17 protein-coding genes are annotated in these 18,255 nt (G+C 67.8%); 7 read left to right on the top strand and 10 right to left on the bottom strand.

Features of this window, described 5'->3' with window-relative positions; all coding sequences use genetic code 11:
* Positions 1 to 117 precede the first annotated feature (117 nt).
* From gatA to hemL, 7 genes are all read left to right on the top strand, one after another.
* Positions 118 to 1,554, top strand: coding sequence for an Asp-tRNA(Asn)/Glu-tRNA(Gln) amidotransferase subunit GatA (gene gatA / locus LV475_RS00330; RefSeq protein WP_250105713.1), 1,437 nt, complete (start codon positions 118 to 120; stop codon positions 1,552 to 1,554).
* Between the two features lie 19 nt (positions 1,555 to 1,573).
* Positions 1,574 to 3,043, top strand: a complete 1,470-nt coding sequence (gene gatB, locus LV475_RS00325) for an Asp-tRNA(Asn)/Glu-tRNA(Gln) amidotransferase subunit GatB (RefSeq protein WP_250105541.1) — start codon at positions 1,574 to 1,576, stop codon at positions 3,041 to 3,043.
* A gap of 27 nt (positions 3,044 to 3,070) precedes the next feature.
* Complete coding sequence (hslO, locus tag LV475_RS00320) at positions 3,071 to 4,036, top strand: Hsp33 family molecular chaperone HslO (RefSeq protein ID WP_250105540.1); 966 nt, start codon at positions 3,071 to 3,073, stop codon at positions 4,034 to 4,036.
* 79 nt (positions 4,037 to 4,115) lie between these two features.
* Positions 4,116 to 7,391, top strand: a complete 3,276-nt coding sequence (locus tag LV475_RS00315; RefSeq protein WP_250105539.1) for a glycoside hydrolase family 15 protein — start codon at positions 4,116 to 4,118, stop codon at positions 7,389 to 7,391.
* On the top strand, positions 7,388 to 8,443 hold the full coding sequence (locus LV475_RS00310) for a glucokinase (protein WP_250105538.1): 1,056 nt from the start codon (positions 7,388 to 7,390) through the stop codon (positions 8,441 to 8,443). Before LV475_RS00315 ends, LV475_RS00310 begins: the two co-directional genes overlap by 4 nt.
* On the top strand, positions 8,440 to 9,081 hold the full coding sequence (thiE, locus tag LV475_RS00305) for a thiamine phosphate synthase (RefSeq protein ID WP_250105537.1): 642 nt from the start codon (positions 8,440 to 8,442) through the stop codon (positions 9,079 to 9,081). Before LV475_RS00310 ends, thiE begins: the two co-directional genes overlap by 4 nt.
* 72 nt (positions 9,082 to 9,153) lie before the next feature.
* Positions 9,154 to 10,443 carry a glutamate-1-semialdehyde 2,1-aminomutase gene (gene hemL, locus LV475_RS00300; protein ID WP_250105536.1) on the top strand — a complete coding sequence of 430 codons (1,290 nt, stop codon included), beginning with the start codon at positions 9,154 to 9,156 and terminating at the stop codon, positions 10,441 to 10,443.
* Between the two features lie 123 nt (positions 10,444 to 10,566).
* On the opposite strand, the gene LV475_RS00295 is transcribed toward hemL, so the two are convergent.
* The 10 genes from LV475_RS00295 to lptA form a co-directional block, all read right to left on the bottom strand.
* Positions 10,567 to 10,896, bottom strand: a complete 330-nt coding sequence (locus tag LV475_RS00295; RefSeq protein ID WP_136866911.1) for a hypothetical protein — start codon at positions 10,894 to 10,896, stop codon at positions 10,567 to 10,569.
* Between the two features lie 18 nt (positions 10,897 to 10,914).
* A complete protein-coding gene (locus LV475_RS00290; protein ID WP_136866910.1) occupies positions 10,915 to 11,205 on the bottom strand; it encodes an HPr family phosphocarrier protein in 291 nt (96 codons plus the stop codon).
* Positions 11,202 to 11,603, bottom strand: coding sequence for a PTS sugar transporter subunit IIA (locus LV475_RS00285; protein WP_136866909.1), 402 nt, complete (start codon positions 11,601 to 11,603; stop codon positions 11,202 to 11,204). The genes LV475_RS00290 and LV475_RS00285 overlap by 4 nt, the downstream gene beginning before the upstream one ends.
* Positions 11,604 to 11,689: 86 nt before the next feature.
* Positions 11,690 to 12,571: an RNase adapter RapZ gene (gene rapZ, locus LV475_RS00280; RefSeq protein WP_136866908.1), complete on the bottom strand. Its 882-nt coding sequence runs from the start codon at positions 12,569 to 12,571 to the stop codon at positions 11,690 to 11,692.
* Positions 12,568 to 13,533, bottom strand: coding sequence for a hypothetical protein (locus LV475_RS00275; protein WP_136866907.1), 966 nt, complete (start codon positions 13,531 to 13,533; stop codon positions 12,568 to 12,570). The genes rapZ and LV475_RS00275 overlap by 4 nt, the downstream gene beginning before the upstream one ends.
* Before the next feature lie 313 nt (positions 13,534 to 13,846).
* Positions 13,847 to 14,329, bottom strand: coding sequence for a PTS sugar transporter subunit IIA (locus LV475_RS00270; RefSeq protein WP_136866906.1), 483 nt, complete (start codon positions 14,327 to 14,329; stop codon positions 13,847 to 13,849).
* A gap of 181 nt (positions 14,330 to 14,510) precedes the next feature.
* A complete protein-coding gene (gene hpf, locus LV475_RS00265) occupies positions 14,511 to 14,804 on the bottom strand; it encodes a ribosome hibernation-promoting factor, HPF/YfiA family (RefSeq protein ID WP_136866905.1) in 294 nt (97 codons plus the stop codon).
* Between the two features lie 22 nt (positions 14,805 to 14,826).
* Positions 14,827 to 16,311 carry an RNA polymerase factor sigma-54 gene (locus LV475_RS00260; RefSeq protein ID WP_430886855.1) on the bottom strand — a complete coding sequence of 495 codons (1,485 nt, stop codon included), beginning with the start codon at positions 16,309 to 16,311 and terminating at the stop codon, positions 14,827 to 14,829.
* A gap of 578 nt (positions 16,312 to 16,889) precedes the next feature.
* Positions 16,890 to 17,666 carry an LPS export ABC transporter ATP-binding protein gene (lptB, locus tag LV475_RS00255; protein WP_156574130.1) on the bottom strand — a complete coding sequence of 259 codons (777 nt, stop codon included), beginning with the start codon at positions 17,664 to 17,666 and terminating at the stop codon, positions 16,890 to 16,892.
* 7 nt (positions 17,667 to 17,673) lie between these two features.
* A complete protein-coding gene (gene lptA, locus LV475_RS00250) occupies positions 17,674 to 18,252 on the bottom strand; it encodes a lipopolysaccharide transport periplasmic protein LptA (protein WP_250105534.1) in 579 nt (192 codons plus the stop codon).
* Positions 18,253 to 18,255: the final 3 nt, after the last annotated feature.

Below are 18,255 nucleotides of genomic sequence, written 5' to 3'. Positions count from 1 at the left end.
CCGGCCGGCCGCGCCCGGCCCGGTCGTCATGTATGCCGACAACGACCCACATTGCCTGCAAGGGGATTAGTTTTCGTGTCCACCAGTGATATTCCGCATCGTGGCGGGGATGCCGCCCTGATCAATGCCTCGATCGCCGAGTTGCGCGCGGGACTGGCCGCCGGCGAGTACACCGCTAACGACCTGTCCGCGGCATTCGCCGCACGCATCGAGACGATCGATCCGTCGCTCAATAGCCTGGTCAGTCGGGTCGAGCCGGTCGAGCCCGCCTCGGAGACCGGTCGCCTGGCCGGTATCCCCTACGTGCACAAGGACATCTTCTGTGCCAAGGGCACGCGCACCACCTGCGGTTCGCGCATGCTGGCCGACTGGGTCGCACCCTACGACTCGACCGTCCACGAACGCCTGACCCGGAGCGGTGCCGTGCTGCTGGGCAAGGCGAACATGGACGAGTTCGCCATGGGCTCGTCCAACGAGAACAGTCACTTCGGCGCGGTCGCCAACCCCTGGGACACGAACGCGGTACCGGGTGGCTCGTCGGGTGGGTCGGCCGCGGCCGTCGCCGCGCGGCTGGTGCCGTTCGCCACCGGCACCGACACGGGCGGCTCGATCCGCCAGCCGGCCGCCTTCTGCGGCGTGACCGGCATCAAGCCCACCTACGGCCGCGTCTCGCGTTACGGGATGATCGCCTACGCCTCGAGCTTCGACCAGGGCGGGGTGATCGCGAAGTCCGCCGAGGATTGCGCCACGGTGCTCGGCGAGATGGCCGGGTTCGACGAGCGGGATTCGACCTCCGCCGACCGCGAGGTGCCCGACTACGCCGCCACGTTGAACGACTCGATCGCCGGTCTGCGCGTCGGCATCCCCAGGCAATGGTTCTCCGAGGCGCTCGACCCGGCCGTGGGCGACGCCGTGACGGCGGCGATCGACGAGCTGCGCGCCGCCGGTGCCGAAACGGTCGAGATCGACCTGCCGGACGCCGACATCGCGCTGGCCGCCTACTACCTGCTCGCCCCGGCCGAGGCCTCCTCGAACCTGTCGCGCTTCGACGGCGTGCGCTTCGGCTATCGCTGCGAGGATCCGAAGGACCTGCAGGATCTCTACGAGCGCAGCCGCTCCGAGGGCTTCGGCGCGGAGGTCAAGCGCCGCATCCTGGTGGGCACCTACGCGCTGTCCGCCGGCTACTACGACGCCTTCTACCGCCGCGCGCAGAAGGCCCGCCGCCTGGTGACCGATCACTTCCAGCGTGCCTTCGAACAGTGCGACGTCATCGCCGGGCCGGTCACGCCCACCCCGGCATTCGACCGCGGCGCGCACAGCGACGACCCGGCCAAGATGTACCTCGAGGACATCTTCACGATCCCGGTGAACCTGGCCGGACTGCCGGGCATGTCGGTGCCCGCCGGTTTCGTCGCGGGGCGCCCGGTCGGCCTGCAACTGATCGGCCGCCACTTCGACGAGGCGCGCCTGCTCAACGTCGCCCACCAGTACCAGCAGCGTGTCGACTGGCACACCCGCATGCCGTCGCTGGGCGGCGATTCCTCCAACCACTAAGCGAAGGGCAGAAAACGACATGTCTGACTACGTCATCCCTTCGGGCTGGGAAGCGGTCATCGGGCTGGAAATCCACGCCCAGCTGGCCACCCGTTCCAAGATCTTCTCCGGCGCGTCGACCGCCTTCGGCGCCGAGCCCAACGCCCAGGCCTGCGCCGTCGACCTCGGGCTGCCGGGCGTTCTGCCCGTGCTCAACGAGGGCGCGGTCCGCATGGCCTCGCTGTTCGGCCTGGCCATCGACGCCGAGATCTCGCGCGTCTCGAGCTTCGACCGCAAGAACTACTTCTACCCGGACCTGCCCAAGGGTTACCAGACCACGCAGCTGGCCCGGCCAATCGTCGTCGGCGGCCAGGTGACGATCACCACCGGCGAGGGCAAGCAGGCGCGCGAGCACACCATCAACGTCACCCGCGCCCACCTCGAGGAAGACGCCGGCAAGTCGCTGCACGAGGATTTCCACGGCATGACCGGCATCGATCTCAACCGGGCCGGCACCCCGCTGATCGAGATCGTCTCCGAGCCGGACATGCGCACCCCCGAGCAGGCGGTCGCCTACGCCCGCAAGATCCACGCGATCGTGCAGTACCTGGGTATCTGCGACGGCAACATGCAGGAAGGCTCGTTCCGCGTCGATGCCAACGTCTCGGTGCGCCCCGAGGGCGAGACGGCCTTCGGTACCCGCGCGGAGATCAAGAACGTCAACTCCTTCCGTTTCCTGCAGCGGGCGATCGAGTTCGAGATCGAGCGCCAGGTGGATCTGTTGGAGACCGGCGGCGAGGTGGTCCAGTGCACGCGCCTGTACGATCCGGACCGCGACGAGACCCGCCTGATGCGCACCAAGGAAGACGCGGACGACTACCGCTACTTCCCCTGTCCGGACCTGCTGCCGGTGGTGCTGGACGAGGCGACGATCAAGTCCTGGCGCGCCCAGCTGCCCGAGCTGCCGGACGCCAAGGCCGGCCGCTACCAGTCCGAGTACGGTCTGAGTGCCTACGACGCCGGCGTGTTGACCGCCAGCCGTGCGACCGCCGAGTACTTCGAGGCGGTGATTGCGCGCGACGGTGCCGATCCCAAGCTGGCCGCGAACTGGGTGATGGGCGAGGTCGCCGCGCTGTTGAATCGCCTCGAGCTCGAGATCGGCGACTGCCCGGTCCCGGCCGACAAGCTGGCCGACCTGCTCGAGCGGATCGGCGACGGCACCCTCTCGAACAAGCTCGGGCGCGAGGTCTTCGAGGCCCTGGCCGAGGAGGGCGGCTCGGTCGACGCGATCATCGAGGCGCGCGGCTTGAAGCAGATCTCCGACACCGGCGCGATCGAGGCGATGGTCGACGAGGTGATCGCCGCCAACCCCGGCCAGGTCGAGGCCTACCGCGGCGGCAAGGACAAGCTGTTTGGCTTCTTCGTCGGCCAGGTGATGAAGGCCGCCAAGGGCAAGGCCAACCCGCAGGCGGTCAACGAGGTGCTCAAGCGCCGCCTGGACGGCGACTGAGCCGACGCACGCCAACCGGAGAGTCTCATGAGCGAAATGACCGGCAAGGCCGAATCGATCGACTGGCAGCGTTTGCCGCAGGGCGACGAGCTGTTCCGCTTTTCCTTCGAGGACGGGCGGGTGCGGGGCGTCTCGCTGCGCCTGGAGACCACCTGGCAGGCGGCGATCGAGAACCACGATTACCCGCCCGCGGTGGCCAGCCTGCTCGGCCAGGCGGTGGCCGGGGCCGTGCTGATGGTGGCCAGCCTCAAGTTCGAGGGGCGGCTGGTGCTCCAGTTTGCCGGCCGCGGCCCGATCAGCCTGCTGGTGGTGCAGGTCACCTCCGACCGGCGCTTTCGCTGCATGGCCAAGTGGGACGACGAGCGCCTCGCCGAGGCGGGCGATCACCTCGAGGAGCAACTGGGCCGCGGTCAGCTGGTGCTGACGATCGAACCCGAGGACGGCGCGCGCTATCAGTCGCTGGTTCCGATCGCGGGCGCCGGCCTGGAAAACGCCATCGAGGGTTATTTCCAGCAGTCCGAGCAACTCCCCACCCGGCTGGTCCTGGCCGCGGATGACGAGGTGACCGCCGGCATGCTGATCCAGCAGATGCCCGAGACCGGCGGGATCGTGCCGACGGCCGGCGCGGCGGCCCGCGGGTTCGAGCACGTCGGCAAGCTCGTGGACACCCTGCTCGGTGACCAGGGACGTCGCGAGATGCGACAGGTCTCGGCACCGGAGTTGCTGCACCGGCTGTTCCACCAGGAGGCGCTGCGCATCCACGACGTGGCCCGCGTGGCGTTCAACTGCGGTTGCACTCGCGAGGGCGTCGGCCAGATGCTGACCAGTCTCGGCCGCGAGGAACTCGAGGCCACGCTGGACAGCGAGGAAACGCCGGACGTCATCGAGATCCGTTGCGACTTCTGCGGCAGCCTGTATCGCTTCGATCGCGTCGACGTCGAGCAGCTGCTCACCAGCGAGAGCGTCGAGCCGCCCGAGTCCACCCGTCACTGACCACGAACGTGCCGGCCTCTGGTCGGCAAGCGCCATCGCCCCCATACTGGACGACAGCAACGACCACCCGGTGTATCGCATGACGTCCGGTCACGCCCTGCCCAGTTCACCTGCCGACGACGGCGTGTCGCTCGATGCGCTGTTCGTCGAGGTCCGTCGCCATATCCTCGATCGCCAGCACCCGATCTCGGGACTCCTGCCCGCGAGCACCGCGGTGACCGCCCACGGCGACTACACCGATGCCTGGGTACGGGACAACGTCTACAGCATCCTCGGCCCCTGGACACTGGGCATCGCCTGCCGGCGTGCCGGTGAGACGTCGCGTGCCTTCGAGCTGGAGCAGGCGGTGGTGCGCAACATGCGCGGCCTGCTGATGGCCATGATGCGGCAGGCCGATCGGGTCGAGCGATTCAAGGCAAGCCTCGACCCCATCGATGCGCTGCATGCCAAGTACGACACGGCGACCGGCGAGGCCGTGGTGGGTGACGAGGACTGGGGGCACCTGCAACTGGACGCCACCTCGCTGTACCTGTTGATGCTGGTGCAGATGACCGCCTCCGGTCTGACCATCGTGCAGGGACGCGACGAGGTCGATTTCGTCCAGAACCTGGTCTGGTACCTCTCGCGCGCCTACGTGGTGCCCGATTACGGCATCTGGGAACGCGGCAACAAGATCAACCACGGCGTACGGGAACTCAACGCCAGTTCGCTCGGCCTGGTGCTGGCCGCGCTGGAGGCCGCCGACGGCTTCGACCTGTTCGGCGCCAATGGCGATGCGCGTAGCCGGTTGCTGGTCGTGCCGGACGACATCGCCCGGGTGAGGCAGTGTCTGGACTCGATCCTGCCCCGCGAGTCGGCCTCCAAGGAAATCGACTCGGCCTTGCTCGCCGTGACCGGCTTTCCCGCCTTTGCCGCCGGTGAGAAGGCCGCCGAGGTGATCGAGCGCATCGACACCCGCCTGGCGGGATGCTACGGCTACAAGCGCTTTCTGCGCGACGGCCATCAGACGGCGATCGAGGACGAATCCAAGCTGCATTACGAGCCGGAGGAGCTCGAGGCATTCGCCCGCATCGAGTGCGAGTGGCCGCTGTTTTTCACCTACCGGTTGATCAACGCCTGTTTCGCCGGCGACCTGGCGTCGGCCCGGGCCGTCCACCGCCAGATCGAGTCCGTGGCGGTCTGCGAGGGCGGGGCCCCGGTGTTGCCCGAGCTCTACTTCGTGCCGGCCGATTCCATCGAGGCCGAGCGGAAGCGGCCCGGTTCGGTCAACCGATTGGCAAACGAGAACCGACCACTCGTCTGGGCACAGAGCCTGTGGGTGGTCGGGCGGTTGCTGCTTGCCGGGTGCATCCGCCCGGCGGACATCGACCCGATCGGGCGGCATCGTGGTGCCGAGCGACTGACCACGCAGGAGATCGGCGTGGCGCTGCTGGCACGGACCGAGACGGTCGCCGATCGACTCGCGGCGGCGGGCGTGAGCCATGTGACGCGTGAGGGCCGGCAACGCACGTCGGTGATCACCGCCGACACCCTGGTCGAGCGCCTTGCCTCGTTCGGGGCCAATGGCCACCTGGCGCTGACCGGCCGTCCGGCCCGGCGCCTGCTGGGTCTGTCGGCGGCCCGGGTCGTCGCAACCGACCGTGGCGAGACCGCCGTGCTGCCGGCGCTGTTCGATAGCGACACCTTCCTGCTCGGCCGGGATGCCGAGTTGCTGGTCCACGAGATCCGGACCAGCCTGGCCTACCTGGCCCGGCACGCGAATGGGGCAAGCCACCCGATCTGGGTGATCCCGGTGGACGAGTGGATGCTCGATGGTGCGGGAGGCGAGGCCGTGCTGTCCTTCTGCCGCGAACTGGAGAACGGGGCGTTGGACGGGATGCCGGTGACGCTCGCTCACCTGGATACCCTGGTCGAGTCCGCGTCACGCTGGGTGTTGCCTGGCGAGCTGCCGCCGGCTCGGCCGGCCGAGCCGTTCGTTCCCGGCCGCTGGGAGTGCGGGGGCGACGTCGACGGTCTGGCCGCGTCGCTGGGCGAATCGCCGTCGGTCGATGCGCTGACGGCCGCCTTCGGCGAGGCTGTCGCGCTCGACGAGCGGCTCGCCTTGCTCCGTTGGCTGCGCGCCGCCGATGTGTCGTCCGAGCGGCGGTTTGCCGATATCGATGGCCGGGTGGGTGACTGGCACGCGCACGGTATGGCGCTGTTGCGCCTGGCCCAACGCGTGGCGGCGTGGCGCGTGATGCGACTGGCCGCCGATCTCGTCGGGGTGGTCGACGGGTTTCTCGAGGTGGCCCTCATGGATCTCGTGGTGCGACAAAAGCGCGTGGCCGTGGGGCGTTCCTACAGCCGACGGGCGGTGATCGACGCGCCGATTTCCAACCGCGAGATCCTGCGCCGGATCCACGCCTACTGCGGTGACGATGCCCGTGAACGGGCCTTGACGCAGGAACTGGTCATCCACCTGGGTGCCTGGCTGCGGGCCTCGCCGGAGCTGTTTGATCACGTGCTCACGCTGCGCACGGGGCCGTTGCTGCAGATCCTGGTCGCCTTGCGGGCGCGTGAGTCCGGCACCTCACCGGCGCAGGCGCTGGACGAGCTCGTGTCCATGGCACCACAGGAATTGCGGCAGCGGCTGCGCGAGGCGATCGACTGGCGTGATCGTCCTGAACGGCTCGAGGCGTTGCATCGACGCGATGGTGGCGGCGTGGCGACGGTCGCACCGCGGAGCGAGACGCTGACCCCGCAGGATCCCATGCCGCTCAATCGACCGTATGCGCACGACGCGGGCGCAGGGGACGAACGAGGGGTCGACTGGTATCACCAGCGCGAAATCGGTGGGGCGATGAGTCGCTTGCCGGAACGATTCTACGAGGGGGTCTGGGAATTGCTGGGCCACGTCCCGGCGCTGGTGATCGGCAACCGCTACGACTCGCGCAACGTCCTCGACAGCCAGGTCTACCGGGGGCAGTCGACGGCGAGGGAACACAATTTCGCGCTGGCCGTCGAGCATCGACTCAACCGGATCGAGGCGCCCGAGTACCGCGAGCTGACCGTCGAGGCGATCGTCGCGTTGATCGAGATCCTGACGGCCGGCGAGGATCTGGTGATCGAGGAACCGCTGGTGCTCGACGTGGTGATCGGCCACGCCGTGCGGCTGGCCTGGATGGCCGAGCACCCCGACGATGCCGGTCGTTACGACGACGCGAGGGCGGATGCCTGGCAGGCGTTCTACCGCCGGTCGCCACGGGCCGTCGCCCACTGGGTGGGCAAGGCGCTGGATTACCTGTTGACCGCGGATGCCGCCGGGCAGGCCGGGGCGGCCGGCGGTGCCGGGATGCAGAGGGAGGTGAAGGAATGAACCGGATGATCCTGGCCGGAGATATCGGCGGCACACGGGCGCGCCTGGCGTTGTTCGAGCCCGGGGCGGCAACGGCGTGCTTCGTGCGCACGCTGCCCAGTCGTGACCACGCGGATTTCGCCACCCTGCTTGCGGCCTTTCTCGACCTCGCCGGCCAACGGAGGGGGGCGCAAGGGCGGACCATCGAGGCCGCGGCGTTCGGTGTGGCCGGGCCCGTCGATGGTGAGGGGGCCGAGGCGCGTGTGCGGGCGACCAATCTGCCCTGGACCCTTTTCGCTGCGGCCATCGGCGAGCAGCTGGGTGGCTGTCCCGTGCGGTTGGTCAATGACCTGATTGCCGTCGGGCTGGGTGCGCTCGCCAGCCCGGTCGACACGCGCGTCAACCTCAACCCGGAAGCCGCGATCGGGGATGCCCACAGCCATGCACAGGGCCATGCCGCCGTGATCGCACCGGGCACCGGCCTGGGCGAGGCCCTGTTCTTCCATGACGGCAGTCGTCATCACCCCATGCCCAGCGAGGGCGGGCACTGTGACTTTGCCCCCAATGACGAGCGCGAGACCGCGCTGTTGGCCTATCTGCGCGGGCGTTTCGGTGGGCACGTCAGCTACGAGCGCATCCTCAGCGGGGATGGGTTTTCGTCGCTGTACGCCTTCGCCCGTCACGCCCAGTTGGGGCGCTGCGCCACGGATGCCGACGAGCAGCTCGCGGCCGCCGCCGATCCCAATGCCCGGATCACGGCCTGGGCACGCGACGGGTCGGATGAGTGCGCGGTGATCGCCTGTCGGTTGTTCGCGCGCATCCTCGGCGCGGAGGCCGGCAATATCGCCCTCAAGGCCTTGCCGACGGGCGGGGTGTTCATCGCCGGCGGGTTGGTGGGGCATGTCCTGCCGTTTCTGCGCGAGCACACGCTCGAGGGCTTTCTCGACAAGGGCCGGTTTGCGACCATGCTGGGCCGTTTGCCGCTGTGGGTGGTCGCCGACGGGGAACTGGGAATCACCGGGGCCAGGCGGCTGGCGGAGCAGCAAATCAACCACACACGGGATGAACGATGAGCCGTGACGACCTGAGCGGACTGTACGTGATCACCGACACCACCCGGTTCCAGCGCGAGGCGCTCGTCGGCGCGGTGGCCGAGGCGATCGAGGGCGGGGCGCGCATCGTCCAGTACCGCGACAAGAGCGATGAGGTCGCTCGACGCCGAGACGAGGCCGCGGCGCTTGCCGAGCTGTGTCGTCGTCACGGCCGGGTGTTCATCGTCAACGACGACGTGTCCCTGGCGATCGAGGTTGGGGCCGACGGCGTGCACCTCGGGCGTGACGACGACGCGCTGATGGACACGCGGGCGCGTTTCGAGGCCGCCGGGCTCGATGCGATCATCGGCGTGTCTTGCTATGCTGACCGGCTTCGGGCCGAGCGTGCCGCGGCGGAAGGGGCCGACTACCTGGCCTTCGGGGCCATGTTCCCGTCGCCGACCAAGCCGCATGCCCCCGGGGCGCCCGCCGACGTACTCGGCTGGGCCCGGGAGACCCTCGGCCGCCCCGTGTGTGGCATCGGCGGCATCACGGCGAGCAACGTGGCGGACTTGATGGTGCATCGCCCCGACATGATCGCGGTAATCAGCGAGGTGTTTGCCGCCTCCGATATCCGCGCCGCCGCCGAGTCGCTGACGCGGGCCATGGTGGCGGCCTGATCCGACACCCGCAAACGCCGTGTCCCCATTTCCTAGGTTTCAAGAACTCATCACGATCCGGAGAATCCCCAGATGACCGCATCCAACCACGAGCTGTTCGAACGCGCCCAGGCCCACATCCCCGGTGGGGTGAATTCGCCGGTGCGTGCCTTCGGTTCGGTCGGCGGCGATCCCGTCTTCGTCAAGCGCGCCGAGGGCGCACGCTTTTTCGACGAGCACGACCAGGCCTACATCGACTACGTCGGTTCCTGGGGGCCGATGATCCTGGGTCACGCGCATCCCGAGGTGATCGACGCGGTCCGCGAGGCGGCCAAGAGCGGCCTGTCGTTCGGGGCGCCGACGGTCAGCGAGACGCGCATGGCCGATCTGCTCTGCGAGCTGGTGCCGTCGATGGACATGGTGCGCCTGACGTCCTCGGGCACCGAGGCGACCATGAGCGCCATTCGCCTCGCGCGCGGCTTTACCGGCCGCGACCGCATCGTCAAGTTCCAGGGCAACTACCACGGCCATTCCGACTCGCTGCTGGTCGAGGCCGGCTCCGGGGCGCTCACCCATGGCGTGCCGAGCTCGCCGGGCGTGCCGAAGGCGTTCGCCGACCTGACCACCACGGTCGAGTACAACAACCTCGACCAGGTGAAGAAGGTCTTCGAGGAAGTGGGTGACGAGGTCGCCGCGATCATCGTCGAGCCGGTGGTCGGCAACATGAACTGCATCCCGCCGGAGCCGGGCTTCCTCGAGGGCCTGCGCCAGGTCTGCGACGACTACGGTGCCGTGCTGATCTTCGACGAGGTGATGACCGGGTTCCGCGTCGCGTTGGGCGGGGCGCAAGCGCATTACGGCATCAAGCCGGACCTGACCACGATGGGCAAGGTGATCGGCGGCGGCATGCCGGTGGGCGCCTTCGGTGGTCGCCGCGAGATCATGGAGATGATCTCGCCGATGGGGCCGGTCTATCACGCCGGCACGCTCTCGGGGAACCCGATGGCGATGGCCGCGGGCGTGAAGACGCTCGAGCTGATCAGCGTGCCGGGCTTCTTCGACGTGCTCGCGCGTCGCACCCAGGCGCTCTGCGATGGCCTGTCCGCGGCGGCCAAGGAGCACGGCATTCCGATGATCACCCAGAACGTCGGCGGCATGTTCGGCCTGTTCTTCACCGACAAGGACCGCGTGGCCAACTTCAACGACGCGACCGCCTGTGACAAGGAGGCCTTCAAGACCTTCTTCCACGGCATGCTCGACGAGGGGGTCTACTTCGCGCCGTCCTCCTTCGAGGCCGGGTTCGTCTCGATGGCCCACGGCGAGGCGGAGATCGACGCCACCATCGCCGCCGCCGAACGCGTTCTGGCCCGCATGGCGGGCTGATCGCTCCGATCCCGCCCCCTCGCGGGGTGGGCGCGCAAGACGCAAAAAGGCCGCCGGAATCATGGATTCCGGCGGCCTTTTGATATTTATGGGGCCGTCGCGGGCGACGGGAACCCGGTCGTTTTACTGCTCGTCTTCGAGATTGGCGTCCGGATCCCAGCCCGCTTCGTGGGCCTTTTGCATCTGACGCTCGTAGATTTCGGCGTGGCGCTTTCGCAGGTCGTCGGGCAGCAGGCTCGGGATGCCGCCGCCGTGCTTGTCCCATTCGGCATTGACGCGGTCGGCCAGGCCCTGCAGGCGGCCAAGTTCCCAGCCCTCGCAGGTCTCGTCTTCCGGGATCAGGCCGAAGACGCGTGCGTCGAGCACCAGGCGACCGTGGAAGGTCATGCCCCCGTCGCGATCGTTGTCGATCCCGACGTAGCCGTCTTTCGCTGAGTTGCCTCTACGCTGCATGTTTTACTCCGTGCTCTGTCATTCGGATTCGTGGAAACGGGCATCGACCAGGTCGGCGATGCCCTCGATGGCCCGGGCGGCATCGTCGCCGGTGGCGGTGACGGTGATCGTCTTGCCACAGGCGGCGGCCAGCATCATCAGGCCCATGATGGACTTGCCGTTGACGCGACGGTCGTTGAATTCGACCTCGACGTCGCTCTCGAACTGCTCGGCCGTGGCGGCAAATCGGGCCGCGGCCCGAGCGTGCAGGCCCCGGCGGTTGCGCAGGGTCAGATCCCGCGTGATTGCGGTCGGATCGCTCTCGCTCATGGCCGGTCGGTCGCTCCTTCCTGGATGATGCCCTCGCGCCCGCCGCTGCAGGCCTTCGCCGTCATCTCGTCGAGCGGCAGGCGCGGATAGTTCAGGGCGCGGACGAGCATGGGAAGGTTCACGCCCGAGAGCACCTGCACCTCGTGCTGGTCCAGCAGCCGGTGGGCGATGTTCGACGGGGTCGAGCCGTACATGTCGGTCATCACCAGCACCCCCTCGCCGCTGTCGAGGTCGGTGACGCGGCGACGCGCGGCATTCAGCAGGTCGATCGGGTCGTCGTCCTGACGCACGTCGAGGTGCTCGAGCCGGGTGGGCAGACGTTCGAGCATGTCGGTGGCCGTCTCGATCAACTGGCCCCCGATATCGTTGTGACAAATCAGCAGGATTCCGACGGTCATTGCGGGAGTGATTCCTCAATCGCGCTCGGCAAAGCGTGCATCATACCGAAAAACCGGCGCGGGGCAGGGCGGCTGACCGCATGGCCTCAGTGGTTGCCGAGATCACGGTGTCGAACCACCAGGTTGGCGAACGCCGGTCGCAGGTCGCGAGCGATCTGCTCGACCAGGTAGACCGAGCGATGCTTGCCGCCCGTGCAGCCGATCGAGCAGGTCAGATAGCTGCGATCGCTGCGACTTGCCTGGGTGAGCATGTGGGCGAGGAATTCACCGATGCGGGTGCGCGTCTCGTGGGTGACCGGGTGTTGCTCCAGGTATTCCACCACGGCCTGGTCGAGCCCGCTGTGCGGTCTGAGCGAGGTGTCCCAGTGCGGGTTGGGCAAAAAGCGCACGTCGAAGAGAAAGTCCGAATCCAGCGGGATGCCGAACTTGAAGCCGAACGACTGGATCAGGATTCGGGGCCCGGCCTCCTTCTCGCCGATCAGACGAGAGCGCACGTCCTCGCGCAGCTGGTGGACCGTGGTCAAGCTGGTGTCGATGACCAGGTCCGCGTAGGCGCGAATCGGCATCAACAGCTGTCCCTCGCGCGCGATCGCCTCGACCAGGTTCTCGATCTGGTAGGAGAGCGGGTGGCGCCGCCGGGTCTCGGAAAACCGGGTGATCAGGCGTTGCCGGTCGGCCTCGAGGAAGAGGCTGCTGATCTCGAGTTGCGGCAGACGCTCCTTGAGGCGGTCGATCCGGTCCGGCAGGTTCGCGAGCGACTTTTCGGGGGCGCGGGCATCGATGCTGATCGCGATGCCGCGGGCGACGATGCCGCCTTCGAGGTAACTCTCCGCCAGGTGATCGAGCAGGTCGGGCGGCAGGTTGTCGATGCAGTAGAAGCCGCTGTCCTCGAGCGCGGCCAGTGCCACGGACTTGCCGGAACCGGACTGGCCCGTCACGAGTATCAGCCGGGGCACGGCACGGTTCATGACCAGGGCTCCGGCTTTTCATCGGGCCGGGCGGGGATCACGCCCCCGGCGAACAGCTTGGCGATCCGCGGGCTGGTCGGCTGGCCGCCACGTTGGCGTTCGAGGTTGCGCTGCCGCACGATCGTCTCCAGCAGCACGGCGAGGTTGCGCCCCGGGGCCACCGGCAGCCGCCACACCGGGATGCTCTGTCCGGCGACCCGCTCGTTGCCCCGGTCGCCGAACAACCGTTCGTCGGCGCCGATGCGCCGGCCGGCATCGGCGGGGTATAGGTCGACGATCAGGCGCAGGTACTTGCGTGCCTTAAGCGCGTTGCTGCCGAACAGCTCGCCGATATCCACGATGCCGATGCCACGCACCTCCAGCAGGCCGAACAGGCGATCGGGGCAGGAGCCGGTCACTTCCTCGCCGTGGGCCATGAAACAGGGGGCGTCGTCCGCCACCAGCCGATGCCCGCGGCTGAGCAGCTCGAGTGCCACCTCGCTCTTGCCGATGCCGGCCGCCCCCCGGATCAATACACCCAGCCCGCTGATCTCCATGAACACTCCGTGACGCCAGTCCTCGTCGGTGCGGCCGCAGAGGCGACGCAGGCGACGGGCAATCGTCTCGTCGTCCTCGTGCGTGCTCAGGATGTGGATTTCGGCCGTCGTGCTCGGCGCGGCGGCGTGGCGGTCGAGCCAGTCGGTCAGCACGTCGGCGTGGGCCTGGCTGAGGATGATCACCCGGGGGGCGCTGATCGCCGAGACTGGACCGTTGGCGCGCTCGAGGCATTCCTCGCCACATTGCAGGTAGTGGCGTAGCGAAGGTGAAATCAACGCGACGCGCGTTGGGATCCACGGGTTGGCCGGGCCGAGCAGGCGCTGATCGTCGGCGACCGGGGCGTCCCAGTCGGCCGGCAGTGCCTGCTGCCAGTCGGCGTCACCCGCATTGGAGGGGAGGTGTTGGTAGGTGAAACTCGGGATCATGGCCTGCCCGTTCGAGAGCCGATGGTCGGGCCTGGGCCCGGCTTAGGGAAGGTCTGCGCGAATCCGATGCCACTCTGGCTTGGCGAGCCGTTCGTGATCGAGGCGCGATGTCGCCGGCGTACCGGTGGTCACGTCAAGACATCGTAACGCGGAGCACGGGCGGCTCGACAAGCCCCGCTCTGCGCGCCTTGGGTCGGGCACCTGCGGTGTTGCCGTCCTTGGAGAGAGAATAACTCTTCCGCGGCGGACGGTCGCCTTGTATCTGCCCGACCCAAGGCGCGCAGAGCGGTATCGGATTCGTGCAGACCTTCCCTTAGCTCGCGGTCGCTTCCGCGCTGTCCTTGAGCCACTCTACCATCAGTGCCTGGACACGCTCGGCGCTCTGCGCTTCCATGAGGGTGTCGCGCTCGTCGGCATCGTTGAGGTGGCGTGCCAGGCGGCCGAGAATCTCCAGGTGTTGCTCCGGGCAATCCTCGGGGATGACCAGGCCGATGACCAGGGTGACCGGTGCGCCATCGGGGGCACCGAAATCGACGCCTTCGCGCAGCCGGATCAATGCGCCACGCGGGGTCAGGATGTCGTCGACCCGGCCGTGGGGGACGGCGATGCCATGACCGATTGCCGTGCAGCCCAGCCGTTCGCGGGCGACCAACGCCTCGAAGATGCGGGTGGCCTGTTGGCCACCGAGTTCGTCGTCGGCGAGCAGGCCGGAGAGCACCTCCAGAACCCGCTTGCGGCTCTGGTACAGCTCGTCGATCCGGATGTGGTGGATCGGAAACAGCTCGGCAGTATTCATTAAGCACCCTGTCGGTCGACGGTCCGCGAGGATCGCTCGCGGGTCGGGGCGGGAATGGTTGAATCGGCGCGCATCATAGCGTGTTGCGCCTGCGGTGCAACACCGATCCGGACGAGACGGAGGCCGTTGTCGGTCGGCTTCCTTCCGTCAGCCCGCCGGCGATCGGGCCGGCGGGGCCAGCTCAGCGGTGGCTGGTCAGCTTTTCCTTGTGCTTGACGATCTGCCGGTCGAGCTTGTTGATCATGGCGTCGATGGAGGCATACATGTCGTCGGTGACGGCCTCGGCGTGCATGTCCTGCCCGCTGACATGGAGGTTGGCCTCGGCCTTCTGGGCTTCCTTGCGCTCGATAGTCAGGATGACGTGGATATCCACCAGCTTGTCGAAGTGACGCTCAAGGCGCGTGAACTTGTCGTGGACGTGGGCCTTGAGTGCCTCAGTGACGTCGACGTGATGACCGGTGATGTCTATCTGCATGTGCCGCTCCTTAATAAGTGCGTTATATCAGTCGCTTGCGGTCTGTTGACGAGGCGATTCCCATCGCCTCGCGGTACTTGGCGATCGTGCGTCGCGCGACGTCGATCCCCTCGTCTCCAAGCATGGTCGCAATCTTGGCGTCGCTCAAGGGCTTCTTGGGATTTTCTTCCTCGACGAGCTTCTTGATGCGGGCGCGGATGGCGGTGGCCGAACATTCGCCCCCGTCACTGGTGCCGACGTGGCTGGAGAAGAAATACTTGAATTCGAACACGCCCCGCGGGGTGAGCATGTACTTGTTGGTGGTGACCCGGCTGACCGTCGATTCGTGCAGTTCGAGTGTCTCGGCGATCTCGCGCAGCACCAGCGGTTTCATTGCGATCTCGCCCTGCTCGAAGAACTCGATCTGGCGGCGCACGATCTCCCGGGCCACGTTCAGCAACGACTCGTTGCGGCTCCTCAGGCTCTTGATGAACCAGCGGGCCTCCTGGAGGTGGTTGCGGATGTAGGTCGCGTCCTTGCCGCGGCTGGAGCGGTCGATGAGGCTGGCGTAGGTCTGGTTCACGCGTAGGCGCGGGGCGATTTCGGGGTTGAGGTCGACATGCCAGCCATCCTCGCGGTGGGTGACGATCACGTCCGGCTTGATGTAGTCGGCGGCGGTGTCGCCGATCGACAGCCCCGGGCGGGGATCGAGCACCTGGATCAGGCGGAGGGCGGCCTCGAGCCGCTCGCGGCTGATACCCAGCCCCTTGATCACCTGCGGCAGCTCGCGCCGGGCGATGGCCTCGAGCCAGTCGCCCTCGAGCAGGGCGCGGGCATCGTCGGCCGCCGGGTCGTCGGCGTGATGCTGGTCAATCTGGATGGTCAGGCATTCGGCCAGCGATCGCGCCGCCACCCCGACCGGGTCGAGCTGCTGGATGTAGTGGAGCGTGGCCTCCACCTCCTCGGTGTCGATTCCCGGCAGGTCCTCGGCGAGCATGGCCACGATCTCCTCCAGCGGTTCCTCGAGATAGCCGGAGGGCTCGAGCGACTCGATCAGCGCGGTGGCGATGCGACGGTCGGTGTCCGAGAGGGAGGCGAGATGGACCTGGCTGAGCAGATGGTCGCGGAGGTTGTCCTCACCCGTCGATTGCGTGGCGAAGGGGTCGTAGTCCTCGCCCGGGGCGCTGGCGCTCAGGGCGGTGCTGCCGTCGGACTCGTAGTAGTCGTCCCAGGAGGAATCGACCACCAAGTCCTCGTCGGCCGACTTGTCCTTGCGATCCTCGAGCAGTTCCTCGCCGGCCTGGGCGCCGGGGTCCTGTTCCTCGGCGGTGGTCGCCTCGGTCGCCTCGTCCTCCTCGCGCTCGTCCTCGGCCACTTCCAGGAGCGGGTTGCTGTCCAGCGCCTGCTGGATCTCCAGGCTCAGCTCCAGCGTGGAGAGCTGCAGCAGGCGGATGGACTGCTGCAACTGCGGCGTCATGGCCAGCGACTGGCCCAGGCGAAGCTCGAGACCTGCCTTCATGCCGGCCATGTCGCGCCTCCGGGGGTCAAAACGAGGATAGGGTGGGGACGAATCGTGGAAGCGGCAAACCGGGCGGGAAGCCAGGTCTGAGCCGGGGGGTAAGGGTGACGTGCGCACGCAATTTGCATGGCGTCGAGTTTAGCCGATCGATACCGCACTGTGCCAACGGTTTTGCCCGATCCGCCGCGCCGCTCGTCGGTCGAGCGGATCGCCATTTCGAACGAATGGTCCGGTGCAGGGTTTCCCTGGGGAAACTCTGCACGATTCGATGGCATCTCTGGCTCGCGGGTTTGTTCGCAATCGAGGCGCCGATCCGAAGACGGGCTTGCTGCCCGTCGAGGGACGGCAACGACGAGTGCGGGCAAATCCCGCGCGCCCCGTCCGGGCGGGCCTTCAAGGGCCCATCTGCGGCGTCGCGGGGTTCGTCCATGAACCCCGCCCTTCGGGCTGGCTTGCGCCGGCCGGATCGGCGTCCTGCCGATCCGGTTCAGCCCTTGTAAAGGGCGACGGCCCTTTACAAGGGCTGCGCCTTGCATCTGGACGCTTGGAGGTCCCGCAGAGACGTCATCGAATCGTGCAGAGTTTCCCTAGAGGGTGAAGTCCTGGCCGAGGTAGACGTCGCGCACCGACTGGTTGGCGAGGAGCTCGTCGGCCGTGCCGTGTGCCAGGATGCTGCCGTCGGAGACGATGTAGGCCCGCTTGCACACGCCGAGGGTCTCGCGGACGTTGTGGTCGGTGATCAGCACGCCGATGCCGCGGTCCCGCAAGTGCTCGATGATGCGCTGGATGTCGATCACCGAAATGGGATCGATGCCGGCAAACGGTTCGTCGAGCAGCATGGCGCGGGGATTGGCCGCCAGCGCCCGGGCGATCTCCACCCGGCGTCGCTCGCCACCCGAGAGCGATTGGCCCTTCGAGTCGGCGATGTGGGTGATGTTGAGTTCCTCGAGCAACTCGTCGAGCGCCTGTCGACGGGTGGCCCGGTCGAGATCGCGTCGCAGCTCGAGGATGGCGAGGATATTCTCGCGCACGGACAGCTTGCGGAACACCGACGGTTCCTGCGGCAGGTAGCCCAGCCCCAAGTGCGCGCGTCGGTCGATGGGCGTGTGCGTGATGTCGCGGCCATCGAGGTAGACCGCCCCCTGATCGACCCCCACCAGGCCGACGATCATGTAGAAGCTGGTGGTCTTGCCGGCACCGTTTGGCCCCAGCAGCCCCACGATTTCGCCGGCCTCCACGTGCAGCGAGACATCGCGCACCACGGGACGGGCCCCGTAGCTCTTCGACAGGCTGCGCGCCTCGAGCAAGGCCGTGCGCGGCTGTCCGGTGGCCGGGGACCCGGGGCGTGTCTCGGCGTGATTCATGGATGCCTCAGTCGCCACCGTTGCCGCCTTCCTTGTTGCGCGGTTGCAGGGTCATTTCGACCCGCGATTTGCCGCCTTCCTCGCCGGCCTCGACCACCTCGGTGGCGAGATCGTAGGTGATGCGGTCGGAACGGATCTCGTCGCCGCTGCGCTTGAGCCAGGCCTCGTCGGTCAGCACCACCGTGCCTTCGGCGGTGCGGTAGTCCGCCTGGAGCGCCTCGCCTTCGACCCAGTTTCCTTCCTCGTCGCGTTCGCGGAAGGTGGCGGGGCGCCCCTCGAGCACTGCGCGTACCAGCTCGCCGTCCTCGAGGTAGAGCGTGGCGCGCTGGCCCGTCGCGTGCAGACTGCCCTGATCGATTACCACGTCACCGGTGTAGACGCTGGTGCCTTCCTGGTACTTGGTCACCTTCTTGTCCGCCTGGACCTTGACCGGCTGATTGCGGTCGGCCTGGGCGGCCAGTGCCGGCGCCGAGCCGAGCCCCATGGGAAGCCCGATGGCCAGCCCGATGGCTACTCCGACGACTCGGCCCGCGAGCCGGGGGAAGCGCGCCCGTGATGCGTGGGGGGATGTCGCTGTGATCTGCATGGT

This window comes from Guyparkeria hydrothermalis (assembly GCF_023555375.1).
Taxonomy (GTDB): Bacteria; Pseudomonadota; Gammaproteobacteria; order Halothiobacillales; family Halothiobacillaceae; genus Guyparkeria; species Guyparkeria hydrothermalis.
The sequence above is the reverse complement of the archived record's forward strand: the minus strand, read 5'-3'. Positions and strand labels throughout refer to the sequence as shown.